This window comes from Arthrobacter glycogeni, assembly GCF_054510815.1.
In genome coordinates this window covers 56,796-70,019 of record NZ_JBTNDV010000006.1, presented here as the reverse complement: position 1 = coordinate 70,019, position 13,224 = coordinate 56,796, and the positions used below count along the sequence as shown (strand labels likewise).

11 protein-coding genes and 1 tRNA gene are annotated in these 13,224 nt (G+C 64.0%); 6 read left to right on the top strand and 6 right to left on the bottom strand.

The features are described from left to right. On the bottom strand, positions 1 to 1,440 hold the full coding sequence (gene gnd, locus ACX80G_RS08210) for an NADP-dependent phosphogluconate dehydrogenase (RefSeq protein ID WP_459307134.1): 1,440 nt from the start codon (positions 1,438 to 1,440) through the stop codon (positions 1 to 3). A gap of 215 nt (positions 1,441 to 1,655) precedes the next feature. Here gnd and ACX80G_RS08205 point away from each other — a divergent pair, with 215 nt between their 5' ends. Next, positions 1,656 to 3,695, top strand: a complete 2,040-nt coding sequence (locus tag ACX80G_RS08205; protein WP_459307132.1) for an acyltransferase family protein — start codon at positions 1,656 to 1,658, stop codon at positions 3,693 to 3,695. On the opposite strand, the gene ACX80G_RS08200 is transcribed toward ACX80G_RS08205, so the two are convergent. The 5 genes from ACX80G_RS08200 to ACX80G_RS08180 form a co-directional block, all read right to left on the bottom strand. Further along, positions 3,696 to 4,049, bottom strand: coding sequence for a DUF732 domain-containing protein (locus tag ACX80G_RS08200; protein ID WP_459307130.1), 354 nt, complete (start codon positions 4,047 to 4,049; stop codon positions 3,696 to 3,698). Positions 4,050 to 4,148: 99 nt separating this feature from the next. Continuing rightward, positions 4,149 to 4,224: transfer RNA gene (locus tag ACX80G_RS08195), tRNA-Val, on the bottom strand. A 93-nt stretch (positions 4,225 to 4,317) separates the two neighbouring features. Further along, the gene (locus ACX80G_RS08190) at positions 4,318 to 5,244 is read right to left on the bottom strand and encodes an NAD-dependent protein deacetylase (RefSeq protein WP_459307128.1); all 927 of its coding nucleotides are present in this window, start codon (positions 5,242 to 5,244) and stop codon (positions 4,318 to 4,320) included. Further along, entirely contained in the window at positions 5,241 to 5,729 is a 489-nt protein-coding gene (locus ACX80G_RS08185; RefSeq protein ID WP_459307126.1) for a peroxiredoxin, read from the bottom strand. The genes ACX80G_RS08190 and ACX80G_RS08185 overlap by 4 nt, the downstream gene beginning before the upstream one ends. Position 5,730: 1 nt before the next feature. Further along, the gene (locus tag ACX80G_RS08180; RefSeq protein WP_459307124.1) at positions 5,731 to 6,150 is read right to left on the bottom strand and encodes a DUF3052 domain-containing protein; all 420 of its coding nucleotides are present in this window, start codon (positions 6,148 to 6,150) and stop codon (positions 5,731 to 5,733) included. Positions 6,151 to 6,550: 400 nt separating this feature from the next. On the opposite strand from ACX80G_RS08180, the gene aceE reads away from it, so the two are divergent. The 5 genes from aceE to ACX80G_RS08155 all read left to right on the top strand — a co-directional run bounded on the left by aceE (position 6,551) and on the right by ACX80G_RS08155 (position 13,141). Then, positions 6,551 to 9,289 carry a pyruvate dehydrogenase (acetyl-transferring), homodimeric type gene (gene aceE, locus ACX80G_RS08175; protein ID WP_459307122.1) on the top strand — a complete coding sequence of 913 codons (2,739 nt, stop codon included), beginning with the start codon at positions 6,551 to 6,553 and terminating at the stop codon, positions 9,287 to 9,289. Positions 9,290 to 9,465: 176 nt separating this feature from the next. Beyond that, positions 9,466 to 10,701, top strand: a complete 1,236-nt coding sequence (locus ACX80G_RS08170) for a PucR family transcriptional regulator (protein WP_459307120.1) — start codon at positions 9,466 to 9,468, stop codon at positions 10,699 to 10,701. A 96-nt stretch (positions 10,702 to 10,797) separates the two neighbouring features. Then, on the top strand, positions 10,798 to 11,763 hold the full coding sequence (locus tag ACX80G_RS08165; protein WP_459307118.1) for an ACP S-malonyltransferase: 966 nt from the start codon (positions 10,798 to 10,800) through the stop codon (positions 11,761 to 11,763). Next, positions 11,760 to 12,812 carry a beta-ketoacyl-ACP synthase III gene (locus ACX80G_RS08160; RefSeq protein WP_459307116.1) on the top strand — a complete coding sequence of 351 codons (1,053 nt, stop codon included), beginning with the start codon at positions 11,760 to 11,762 and terminating at the stop codon, positions 12,810 to 12,812. The genes ACX80G_RS08165 and ACX80G_RS08160 overlap by 4 nt, the downstream gene beginning before the upstream one ends. Positions 12,813 to 12,895: 83 nt before the next feature. Beyond that, positions 12,896 to 13,141: an acyl carrier protein gene (locus ACX80G_RS08155; RefSeq protein ID WP_019482900.1), complete on the top strand. Its 246-nt coding sequence runs from the start codon at positions 12,896 to 12,898 to the stop codon at positions 13,139 to 13,141. The last annotated feature ends 83 nt before the right edge of the window (positions 13,142 to 13,224 follow it).

Below are 13,224 nucleotides of genomic sequence, written 5' to 3'. Positions count from 1 at the left end.
CTAGTGGGTGTCCACCGCTTCGATTTCAGATTTGTCCTCGCCCCACAGGGTATGGAAGGTACCGTCCTTGTCCACCCGGTTGTAGGTGTGCGCGCCGAACAGGTCGCGCAACCCCTGGGTGAGGGCTGCAGGCAGCCGACGGCGACGCAGGCCGTCGTAATAGGCCAACGACGCCGAGAACACCGGTACCGGGATGCCCAGCTGCACTGCCGTGGAAACTACCCGGCGCCAGGCCGGAACCGCACCGGCGATCGACTCGGCGAAGGCCGGGGCGAGAAGCAGGTTAAGCGGATGGCTGTCGGCTTCGGCGTAGGCCTTCATAATGTCGTCAAGGAGTTCAGCACGGATAATGCAGCCGGCGCGCCACAGCGACGCGATCTCGTCGAGCTTCAGTTCCCAGCCGTACTCCTTGGCGGCCGCGGTGAGCATGTCGATGCCCTGGGCGTAGCTGACCAGCTTCGAGGCGTAGAGCGCCAGACGAACGTCTTCGACGAAGGACTCGGGCAGCTCCACGGCACCCTCGTGGCCGGTGAGGATTTCCTGCGCTTCGGCGCGCTGGTCCCGCTGGGACGACAGTCCGCGGGCGAACACCGATTCCGCGATTCCCGACGTCGGGCTGCCCAGCTCCAGCGCCGAGACGACAGTCCAGCGGCCGGTGCCCTTCTGGCCGGCGGAGTCGACGACGACGTCGATGAAGGGCTTGCCCGTGGCCGCGTCGGTGTGGGCGAGGACCTCGGCGGTGATCTCGATCAGGAAGGAGGACAGGGTGCCGGTGTTCCACTCGGTGAAGATCGCAGCTTGTTCGGCCGGCTCAATGCCCGCGCCGGACCGGAGCAGGTCATAAGCCTCGCCGATGACCTGCATATCGGCGTACTCAATCCCGTTGTGCACCATCTTCACGAAGTGGCCGGCGCCATCGGTGCCGATCCAGCGGCAGCACGGCTCGCCGTCGTACTTGGCTGAAATCTTTTCGAGCATGGGCCCCAGCGAATCGTACGACTCGCGGGAGCCACCCGGCATGATCGAGGGACCCAGCAGGGCCCCTTCTTCACCGCCGGAGACGCCGACGCCCACAAAGTGCAGGTCTTTCTGGGCGAGGGACGCTTCACGGCGGCGGGTGTCTTCGTAGTGCGAGTTGCCGGCGTCGATAATGATGTCGCCCTTTTCCAGCAGCGGCTCGAGCTGGCTGATCACTGAGTCCACGGGCGCTCCCGCTTTGACCATGATCAGTACCCGGCGCGGTGTCTCCAGGGAGTCGACCAGTTCCTGCAGGGTCTCGGTGCGGATGAAGTCGCCTTCCTGCCCATGCTTCTCCAGCAGGATGTCGGTCTTCTCGACCGAACGGTTGTGCAGTGCGACTGTGTAACCGTTGCGGGCAAGGTTACGGGCCAGGTTTGCGCCCATAACCGCTAGGCCTGTGACACCGATCTGTGCACTCATGAAGTCTCCAATACTGGGGTAATGCCCCCAACCGCGGGGGCCGATGCGCGGCCAGCCAGGCAGCTCTGCGCCACGAAGTAGTCCTTCCACCCTATTACCGCTGGTAGTCCACTGGCCAGACGGCGTCGGATGATGAAGGAGCTTCGCCGTCGTGAGCCTGCCACCGACGGGCACCGAATCGATCCATTGGTGCCGACTTGATAGATTGGGACGAGATGTTTGCCAGGGAAGGACTTGTCATTTCGCGACCAACTGCCCGGCAGTCGGCTCCGTTCCGGCCGGATATTCAGGGTTTGCGCGCTGTTGCTGTGGGCGCGGTGGTCCTCTATCATGCTGGTCTCGCGGCGGTCCCTGGCGGTTACGTCGGAGTGGACATCTTCTTTGTCATTTCCGGATTCCTGATCACCGGCCAGCTGATTTCCATGATCAAGGCCCGCGGCCGGATCCCGTTCGGCGAGTTTTACGCCAAACGAATCAGGCGGATCATCCCGGCGTCCTTCGTAGTGCTGGCACTGACCACTGTGGCGTCGGTGCTGTTCCTCCCCCCCTCCACCCGCCCGGGGGCGCTACAGGACGCTATCGCCTCCGCACTGTATGTCCCCAATGTGTTGTTCGCCGCGCAGGGCTCGGATTACCTCGCGGAAACAGCTCCATCGCCCTTCCAACACTATTGGTCGCTGGGGATCGAGGAGCAGTTCTACCTCTTTTGGCCGCTGATCCTGCTGGTGGGTTTCATCGCCGTCCGCAAATCCATCACGCGCCTGTTCTGGGTGGTGCTGGCCCTCGTGGTCCTATCCTTCATCACCTGCGTCATCCTGACCAGTACCTCGCAGCCGGCTGCCTTCTTTCTGCTGCCGGCCCGGGCCTGGGAGCTGGGCGTAGGCGCGCTGGCGGCCTTCGCAGTGCACGCGGGACTGATCAACCTTAACGCCCGATCCTCGGCCATCGGCAGTTGGGTGGGACTGGTGGGTATCGGGGCGAGCCTGGTTGCCCTGAACGCGACGACGGTGTTCCCTGGTTGGGCTGCGTTGCTCCCCGTGCTGTCCACGGCCCTCATCATCGTCTGCGGCAGCCCTCGACCGGGCGCCGGCGCCGGAGTGCTGCTGAGCCGTGCACCGATGCAGAAGGTGGGCGCCTGGTCCTATTCCATCTATCTGGTGCATTGGCCGCTGCTGATTATCCCTCAGGCGGCGGTCGGCTACGAAAACCCACTACCGCTGCCCCTGACCCTCGCCCTGGGGGCGCTGAGCGTCCCGCTCGCGGTCTTATTGTACACGTACGTCGAGAACCGCTTCCGGCATCCCTTGGCGGGCCCGGTACGGTCGCGCCGGGTCATCGTCCTGGCGGCGCTCGCGTCACTGGTGTTCGCTTCGACTGCCGCGGGACTCAGCGCTGTGCAGAGCACCACTCCGATTGCTTCCTCCAGGGATGCCGCATCGCAGCCACTGCAGGTCACGCCAACCGGATCGACGTTCGTTCCCGCCAATCTGACCCCCACCCTGCGCGACGCACCGGACAGCATCCCGGAGACCTACGACGACGGCTGCCACGCCGATTTTTCCGTGACGGAAGTTCAGGCAGGATGCATATATGGCGACGAGGAGGCTGACCTGGATATTGTCCTGTTCGGTGACTCCCATGCGGCTCAGTGGTTCCCGGCCGTCGAGGCGTACGCCACCGGCAGTTCGTATCGCCTCCACAACCTCACCAAGTCCAGTTGCCCATCGGTGGACATCGAGATCCTCCACGAACAGTCACCCTATGCGGAGTGCGAGCAGTGGCGTCAGAGCGCTCTTGACTACATCGAGGACCTGGATCCCGAACTGGTCCTGCTCAGCAATTACGGCGACGTCGTCCCGGCCGACTCGTCGACTGGACTGCTGGGGCAGTGGGAAGCGGGGCTGGGTTCCACGCTGTCAGCTCTCCCCGAGTCATCGCGTGCCCTGGTGCTGGCTGACACGCCACGGCATCCCGCATCGCCCCTGTCCTGCCTATCCCAGCACACCGAGGACGCCAACGCCTGTGACCTGTTGCGCGCTGAGGGCCTCGATAATGAGATCGTCGCCATTGAGAAGCGGGCCGCCGCGGCGGGGTCGAACGCGTCGTTTGTTGACCTCAACGGCTATCTATGTACCGAAACCTGTCCGTCGATCATCGGCAACCTGCTGGTCTACCGGGACGAGCACCACATCACGACAGCCTTCAGCCGGGCGCTGGCCGGACCGCTCGGCGACGAACTGGACAAGGTCAAATAGTCAGGCGGCGTCCGGGCAGAGGTGCTCTGACGCCAGGGCCTGGGTGATCCGGATACGGTCGACGGTTTCGTCGGTGAGGTTTTCCGCCGGGTCACGCGCGCCAAGTTCCTCCAGGTCAGCGCCAGCGGCCAGCTCCTCGCAGATCCGCTCGCCCGTGGCGATGAGTTGCTCGTCCTTGGAGTACACCGAATCCGGGGCGGCGTCGCGCAGTTCAGACAGGAACCGCTGCTGGGAGACCTCGTTGGTTTCGGCGCCGCCCATCACTCCCCCATCGGCTGCCGAGCAACCGACCAGTCCCGCCACCAGGCACCCCAGCACGGCGCCGGCGGCGCGGTTGGATACTTTTCCGTTCACGTTCGGTTCCCCGCCCTCTACCTACTCTGAAATGTCCTGCCCAGAAACTGAAAAACCCCGCCTCCTCAAGCATTATTGCTTGGAAAGGCGGGGTTTTGCTGGTGGGTCCTACCGGGATCGAACCGATGACATCCACGGTGTAAACGTGGCGCTCTACCAGCTGAGCTAAAGACCCAAACACCTGATTGCCGGTCCTGGGACCGGCCAACCAACGAAGGATTACTCTACTGGCATTCCAGATCGAACGCCAATCGGTGTGCACCCACGGCTACTGAAGATTGGGCAACGATTCGGCGAGGAAAGTGAGGGCTTCCGAGACTCCCAGATCCACGAGGATGCTCGCCAGATCGTCGCCGCGGGTCATCCCCCGGTTGATGATGACAACCGGCTTACCAGCCTTCGCGGCGTGGCGGACGAACCGCAGCCCGCTCATCACGGTCAGCGACGATCCAGCAACGAGGAGCGCATCGCCCGAATCGACCACCAGGTAGGCCTGGGCGACCCGATCCTTCGGAACGTTCTCCCCGAAATACACGAAGTCCGGCTTCAGCATGCCCCCGCAGTTGGGGCACGGGGCTATCACAAAGTCGCCGGTGTCATCGACGTCGGCGTCGGCGTCAGGCGCCACGTCCCCGGCGTTGGACTGCCGTTCAAGGTAGCCGGGGTTGAGCCGTTCGAGGAGGACAGCGATATCCGACCTGCTGTAGTGCCGGCGGCACTGCAGGCAGACCACGCGATCATAGGTGCCGTGCAGGTCGATCACTTCCGCCTGCCCAGCCGCCGAGTGGAGCCGGTCAACGTTTTGGGTGATCAGCCCGGAGAGCAGCCCCCGGGCCTCCAGCGCGGCCAGCGCCTGGTGTCCGGGATTGGGATCAGCATGGCGGAGGTGATGCCAGCCCACGTGATTGCGGGCCCAGTAACGACGTCGCAGCGCCTCGTCCCCGACGAATTGCTGGTAGGTCATCGGGCTGCGGGGGACCGATTGCGGGCCCCGATAGTCGGGGATTCCGGAGTCGGTGCTCAGGCCGGCGCCGGTGAGGACGGCGAGTCGGTGCCCACTGAGGAGGCTGATCACCTCCCCCATCCGCTGACGCTGTTCCTGGGTGAGGGTTTCGCCGGCGGCAGGATCCCCACTGGCGAATCCAGTCAGGCCCAAACCCGGCGACGTCAGTGGGTCCACGGCGTTGCCTGTCATGACCCGGGGTGCCGGACTGGTGCGGGGAGGGCCGTCAGCGCGGCCCGGTAGTCGTCCAGGTGGCGGGGCTCTCCCAGCTGGGTCCGGAACGTCGCCGCGATGATTCCGGCTGCGTCGATCAGGAAGGTCACCCGTTCAGCGTAACCGCGGGTGGTGTCGAACGCCCCGTACCGAGCGGCGACGTCGCCATGCGGCCAGAAGTCGGCCAGGAGGTCGAACCTGAGCCCCTGGTCCTGGGCATAGGAGCGGAGGGTGTATCTGGAGTCGACCGAGATGCCCAGGAGGCGCACGCCGTCGTCGTCGAACATAGCCAGGTTGTCCCGCAGTTCGCACAGTTCGACGGTACATACCCCCGAGAAGGCGAAGGGATAGAAGACCAGCGCCACGGGGGTTCCGTGCAGGCTGCTGAGGCGGACCGGCTCGCCGAACTGGTTGGCTAGTTCGAAGTCCGGCGCTGCCTCGCCGACCGCCGGAACCCGGCTCACGCTAGCTTTTCCGCCGGCTCACCAATCGGGTGGCTGCCCAGTCTTTGGAGACCCCGGCCGACGAGGTCGCATGGAGCCCGGCGGTCGGCGCTGCCTCCTGGATAAGCGCCGGCGCCACGTAGCCATCGCGTCCTGACTTGGGGGTAAGGACCCACACGGTACCGCCTTCGCCGAGGCAGATTAAGGCATCAACGAGCGCATCCACCAGGTCTCCGTCCTCGCTGCGCCACCAGAGGAGCACCCCGTCAACCACGTCCTGGTCGTCTTCGGTGAGCAATTCCGACCCGGTTTCATCTTCGAGGGTGGCCCGAAAATCAAAGTCCACATCCTCGTCGTATCCGAGTTCCTGCAGCAGGTCCCCGTTCTTGAAACCCAACTTGCCCGCCACGGTATCCGCTGTGGCGGCTTCGGCCTCGCTCACTGTTGTCCTCCCGGAAGACTGTGGGCCGCCCGGAGGGAGGGACCACTAGTTACGTTGATATGCATTATTACCAGCCAACACCCTTTAACGCCATGCATCAAGCCAGCGCGGATTTCGTCTTAATCCTGAGAGTGCCTAGCTACACCTTATAGCTGCGGTGGCCCGGCGGGTTCCGGGCGTTCACCTGCGTGACGGGGCCCTGGCCTGTGCCGAGAGCAGAATGCGGACCCGCCCCCCAGTCTCGGCTACGCATCCCCGGCGCGTCGCGGTTAGAGTAACTAGGTGATCCGTCACGATCCGGCGATCTTGGATTGTGGCTCCAGACAGGCTGCGGAGTACTGCTCCGTTGCAGGAGTTTTAAGCACCGCAGACATCATCTGCGGAGCGGGAGAGGTTTGGCGTGGCTGTAGAGCAGGGTGGACCGGAAATTCTGAGCAGTTTGACCGGCGGCACGGACGGTGATCCGGAGGAAACAGCAGAGTGGATCGAATCACTCGATGACTTGATCCGGGTCCAGGGCACCGAACGGGCCCAGTTCATCATGCGTTCACTGCTGCAGCGCGCTGGTGCGCGCAGCGTTGGCGTGCCGATGGTGACAACCACTGACTACGTGAACACCATCCCGGTGGATCAGGAACCGGATTTCCCCGGCGACGAGGAAATTGAGCGGAAGTTCCGGGCGTGGATGCGCTGGAACGCCGCGGTTATGGTGCACCGCGCCCAGCGCCCCGAGATCGGGGTGGGCGGACACATTTCCACCTATGCGGGCGCCGCCACCCTGTACGAGGTTGGCTTCAACCACTTCTTCCGTGGCAAGGATCACCCCGGGGGTGGTGACCAGGTGTTCTTCCAGGGTCACGCGTCCCCCGGCATGTACGCCAGGGCCTACCTTGAGGGTCGCCTGACCGAGGAAGATCTGAACGGGTTCCGTCAGGAGAAGTCAAAGGAGGGCCACGCCCTCTCCTCCTATCCGCACCCCCGTCTGATGCCGGAGTTCTGGGAATTCCCGACCGTCTCCATGGGCATCGGCCCCATGAACGCTATTTACCAGGCCCAGTCCAACCGGTACCTCCACAACCGTGGCATCAAGGACACGTCGGACCAGCAGGTGTGGGCCTTCCTTGGCGACGGCGAGATGGATGAGCCCGAGTCGCGTGGCCTGCTGCAGCTCGCAGCCAATGAACGCCTCGACAACCTGAACTTTGTCATCAACTGCAACCTGCAGCGTCTTGACGGACCGGTCCGCGGTAACGGCAAGATCATGCAGGAACTGGAAGCCTTCTTCAGGGGCGCCGGCTGGAACGTCATCAAGGTGGTGTGGGGCCGCGAGTGGGACGAGTTGCTGGAGAAGGACGAGGACGGATCCCTGGTGGGGATCATGAACTCGACCCCCGACGGCGATTACCAGACCTACAAGGCCGAGTCCGGTGGATTCGTTCGCGACCATTTCTTCGGCAAGACCCCGCAGACCAAGGAAATGGTCGCCGATTACAGTGACGACAAGGTCTGGAAGCTCAAGCGCGGTGGACACGATTACCGTAAGGTCTTCGCCGCCTACAAGGCAGCCACCGAATTCAAGGGCAAGCCGACGGTCATCCTGGCGAAGACCGTCAAGGGTTACGGCCTGGGGCCGCACTTCGAGGGGCGCAACGCGACCCACCAAATGAAGAAGCTCACCTCGGATGATTTGAAGGCGTTCAGGGATCACCTCCGCATCCCGGTCACCGATGAGCAGATCGACGACGATCTCTACAACGCGCCGTACTACCACCCCGGCGCTGATGCCCCGGAGATTAAGTACCTGCTCGAACGCCGGAAGGCACTCGGCGGTTTCGTCCCGGAGCGCCGGAAAGAGCACACCGAGATCACCCTTCCGGGTGACAAGGCCTACGAGGTAGCCAAACGTGGCTCCGGAAAGCAGCAGGCCGCCACCACCATGGCGTTCGTGAGGTTGTTGAAGGACCTGATGCGGGACAAGGAATTCGGAAAACGAATTGTCCCCATCATTCCCGACGAGGCCCGCACCTTCGGGATGGACTCCTTCTTCCCGACGGCGAAGATCTACAACCCCAACGGTCAGAACTATCTGTCGGTGGACCGGGACCTGGTCCTAGCCTACAAGGAGTCGGTCGAAGGGCAGATCCTGCATGCCGGCATCAACGAGGCCGGATCTGTTGCGGCGTTCACTGCGGCGGGTACTGCCTACGCCACGCACGGCGAACCGTTGATCCCGGTCTACGTGTTCTACTCGATGTTCGGGTTCCAGCGCACCGGCGACTCCTACTGGGCGGCGGCCGACCAGATGACCCGCGGGTTCATCATCGGGGCAACGGCTGGCCGCACCACTCTGACCGGTGAGGGACTGCAGCACGCTGACGGTCATTCGCCGCTCCTGGCCTCCACTAACCCCGCAGTGGTCACCTATGACCCGGCGTATGGCTACGAAATTGGCCACATCATGCGGGACGGATTGAACCGGATGTACGGGGAGGGTTCGGACGACCGGAATCTTATGTACTACATCACCGTCTACAACGAGCCGATCCTGCAGCCGAAAGAGCCGGAAGAGCTCGACGTCGAGGGCCTGCTCAAGGGTATCTACCTGGTGTCCCCGGCCAAGATCGACGGTCCACGGACCCAGTTGCTCGCCTCCGGCGTGTCCGTTCCGTGGGCACTCGACGCTCAGCGGATCCTCGCCGAGGACTGGGGTGTCTCGGCTGATGTCTGGTCGGTCACCTCGTGGACCGAACTTCGCCGCGACGGGCTGGCGGCCGAGGAAGAAGCGTTCCTGCACCCGTCCGACGAGGCGCGGGTACCGTTCATCACCCAGCAACTCGAAGGCGCCACCGGCCCCATTGTGGCTGTGACCGACTACATGAAAGCCGTACCGGACCAGATCCGGCAGTTCTTGCCCAACGAGTTCGCGACGCTCGGAGCTGACGGCTTCGGCTTCTCCGACACCCGGGCTGCTGCGCGCCGGTTCTTCAAGATCGACAGCCACTCGGTGGTGGTGCGGGCACTCGAGATGCTGGCACGCCGTGGAGAGGTCGACACTGGTGCGCCGGCTGAGGCGATCGACAAGTACAGGCTGCTAGACGTCAACGCTGGCACCACCGGGAATACCGGCGGCGACAGCTAGCCCAATGGTGGAGTCAGCACCGTCCTAGAAACTGCCCCGGGACTCGGGTTCGCCGGTGAGAACCGGCGGACCTGGGTGCCGGGGCACCCCTCGTTGTGCGCCGATCGGGTTCGCGGCGTGTTTGTAGCCTCCACACAAAATGGGTCATGACCCCGCTTCGGACGTATGCTCAAGAAATGCCTGTGTCCGAACACCCTTTTCCACCCAGTTCCCGCAGGTCCCAGATCCCGGTAGCCGACCCTGACACCCTGGTTCGGTTGAAGGCAAAGATCGGTGCCCTGTCGACGGCCACCCTTCAGCAACTCGACGCTTCGCTGCCCTGGTACCGCGGTCTGCGCCCCGATGAGCGGTCCGCGCTGGGCCTGGTGGCGCAAAAGGGCATCGCCTCCTTCGTGAACTGGTATCAACGCCCGGTGTCCCCCGCCTGGGTGCTCAGCGACGTCTTCGGCACGGCACCCACCGAACTCACCCGCTCCATCAGCCTGCAAAAAGCCCTGCAACTGATCCGCGTGGTGGTTCAGGTGGTGGAGGACCGGGTGCCTGACCTCGCGGCCGACGCCGACCAGGGGGCGCTCCGCGAAGCGGTTCTGCGCTATTCGCGGGAGGTGGCCTTCGCGGCCGCCGACGTCTATGCCCGGGCCGCTGAAACTCGTGGATCGTGGGACACCCGCCTTGAGGCGCTGGTGGTCGATGCCATCCTCCGCGGGGAAAGTTCCGACGCCCTGCGCTCCCGGATTGCCGCGGTGGGCTGGAAATCCCAGGCCCGGATCACCGTGATGGTGGGCAGTTCACCGCCGGAGCCAAACGCGATGTTCCTGAACGAGTTGCGACGCACCACCGACAGGATCGCTGAAGACACTCTGGTGGGTATCCAGGGCGACCGTCTCATCCTGGTGCTCGGCGGCGTGGAAAACTCTGAGAACACCTACAGCCGGCTCAGTGACCTTTTCGGGCCGGGACAGGTGGTCTACGGACCCGAATCCGAATCGCTGGTGGCAGCGAGCGGCTCCGCGCAGGCAGCGTTCGCCGGTCTCACCGCGGCACGGGCCTGGCCCGCCGCGCCGCGCCCGGTCGCGGCTGACGATCTGTGGCCCGAGCGGGTCATTTCCGGGGACGACACGGCACGAAAAGCGCTGATCCGGAATATCTACCGTCCGCTGGTCGGCGCGTCAAACGGCCTTGCGGAGACACTGTCGGCCTACCTGAATCTGGGGCACTCGCTCGAAGCCACCTCGCGCGAACTGTTCGTCCACGCCAACACCGTTCGGTACCGACTCCGTCGTGTCTGCGACATCACCGGCTGGGACCCGCTACTCCCCCGTGAAGCGTTTGTGCTCCAGACAGCACTGGTGGTAGGGCGGTTGAGTCAGCCGCCCGCGACGCCGCCGGAGCGTCCGGTTACTCGTCCGTAACCCGCCGGGTCGTTGTAGACTTCCTACAAAGCGGACCCCGGAGCTTCGTGCACCAGGACACCCAATAATCCTCTCCCAGTTTGGAAAGCTTGATAAGTGCTTGCAATCGTCTGCCCCGGTCAGGGGTCCCAAACACCCGGTTTCCTGCGACCCTGGTTGGAACTCCCGGGCGTCCCTGAACATCTCGCGTCCCTCAGCGCCCAGGCTGGCCTGGATCTGATCCAGCACGGCACCACATCCGGCGAGGAAACAATCAAGGACACAGCCGTTGCACAGCCCCTCATCGTCGCTGCCGGGTTGGTGACAGCCCGCGTGCTGCTCGCCGACCGTCCGATGACCGCTGCAACGGTGGTGGCCGGACACTCGGTGGGCGAGTTGACGGCGTCGGCCGTTGCCGGATCGTTGTCCGAACAGGACGCTGTGTCCTTTGTCCGGGTACGGGCCACCGCCATGGCCGAAGCCGGGGCTGTAGTCGCCACCGGGATGAGTGCGGTCTTGGGGGGCGACCCCGACGACGTCGCCGACGTCCTGGCACGGCACGGGCTGACACCAGCAAACAGTAACGGCGGTGGCCAGGTGGTCGCCGCCGGAACCCTTGAGCAACTGGCAGCACTCACCGCCGACCCGCCAGCGAAGGCCAGGGTCATTCCCCTGAAGGTTGCCGGCGCCTTTCACACCCACCACATGAGCCCCGCCGCCGCCGCTCTTCAGGAGCTGCGGTCCACCCTGACGCCAATGGATCCCGTCGCGACCCTGCTCTCGAACTTCGACGGGGCACCGGTGGTCACCGGGGACGGCAATCTTGACAGTCTGATCGCCCAGGTTTCCCGGCCGGTGCGTTGGGATCTTTGCATGGCGCGTCTGGAGCAGATGGGCGTGACCGGCGTCGTCGAACTGTCGCCGGCGGGAACCCTTACGGGCTTGATGAAGCGCGGAATGCGCGGCACACCGACATTGGCCGTAAAATCACCAGAAGATCTTGATGCTGCGGCGTCGTTTATCGACGAGCATTCCCGTACACCCGATCCGGTCATTTTCCCCATCGCAGAAGGGCACCAGTGAACGTCCCGGCTCTAAAGCAAGCTCCACTGCGCGAGCACACACGTATCCATGGCATCGGGGTCTTCCGTCCCGACGTCATTGTCACCAATGAGGATATCTGTCAGTGGATCGACTCCTCAGACGAGTGGATCCGCCAGCGCACCGGCATCGTCACCCGGCATCGCGCTGATCGGGACACCAGCGTGATCGACATGGCGGAGGCCGCCGCGCGGGCCGCCCTGGAGAATGCCGGGATTGAGGCGTCACAACTGGGCGCGGTCCTGGTCTCGACCGTCACTCACCCCTACGCCACGCCGTCGGCGGCTGCACACCTCACCGACCGCCTGGGTGCCACACCGGCGCCCGCCTACGACATCTCGGCTGCGTGTGCGGGCTACTGCTACGGCATCGCCCAGGCTGACGCCATGGTTCATGCCGGAACCGCCGAGTACGTCCTGGTGGTCGGCGTTGAAAAGCTTTCGGACTTCATCGACAACGCCGACCGGACGATCTCCTTCCTCCTCGGGGATGGCGCTGGGGCAGTCATCATTGGGCCGTCCGACAGCGCCGGCATCGGCCCATCGGTCTGGGGTTCGGACGGCAGCAAGCACCAGGCCATCAGGATGTCCCACTCGCTGCTGGATATTCGCGACGCCGAGTTGGCCTCGGTTGCCGCGGGGGGCGGGTCACTCGACGACGCGCCGAAAGCTTCTTGGCCCACCATGCGCCAGGACGGTCAAACGGTGTTTCGGTGGGCGGTCTGGGAAATGGCCAAGGTAGCCCAACAGGCCCTTGACGCGGCGGGCATCACCGCCGAGGACCTCGTTGCGTTTGTCCCCCACCAGGCCAACATCCGGATCATCGACGAGATGGTTAAACAATTGAAGCTTCCCGAGCACGTCGAGGTGGCTCGCGATATCGTTGACGCAGGAAACACCTCCGCCGCTTCAATTCCGCTGGCAATGCACCGTCTGCTGCAGGAACACCCGACCCTCAGGGGTGGCCTTGCCCTGCAGATCGGTTTTGGTGCCGGGCTGGTGTTCGGCGCACAGGTGGTAGTGCTTCCCTAGTTTCCCCCAAGCCAAGCCGTCAACCGCGGTTTGATTATCCATGTCGGATCTGTGATCCGGCAAGACAAGAAAAGGAGCCATCCATGGCTAGCAACGAAGAAATCCTGGCCGGACTGGCCGAAATCGTCAACGAGGAAACTGGTCTGGCACCAGAGTCGGTTGAGATGGACAAGTCCTTCACCGATGACCTGGACATCGACTCCATCTCAATGATGACCATTGTGGTCAACGCCGAGGAAAAGTTCGGCGTTCGGATCCCCGACGAAGAGGTCAAGAACCTGAAGACCGTCGGCGACGCCGTCAACTTCATCTCCGGCGCGCAGGCCTAAGTAATCCCTGCCTTCGGGACCACCAGCACGAGTCGGTGCTGGTGGTTCCGAAGGGCCCCACCAGCACGTTCCACAGCACCACC

Bases quoted from the DNA above. Each gene is read 5' to 3' on its own strand.
- gnd (WP_459307134.1), bottom strand. From the start codon at position 1,440: ATGAGTGCACAGATCGGTGTCACAGGCCTAGCGGTTATGGGCGCAAAC.
- ACX80G_RS08205 (WP_459307132.1), top strand. From the start codon at position 1,656: ATGTTTGCCAGGGAAGGACTTGTCATTTCGCGACCAACTGCCCGGCAG.
- ACX80G_RS08190 (WP_459307128.1), bottom strand. From the start codon at position 5,244: ATGACAGGCAACGCCGTGGACCCACTGACGTCGCCGGGTTTGGGCCTG.
- ACX80G_RS08170 (WP_459307120.1), top strand. From the start codon at position 9,466: ATGCCTGTGTCCGAACACCCTTTTCCACCCAGTTCCCGCAGGTCCCAG.
- ACX80G_RS08155 (WP_019482900.1), top strand. From the start codon at position 12,896: ATGGCTAGCAACGAAGAAATCCTGGCCGGACTGGCCGAAATCGTCAAC.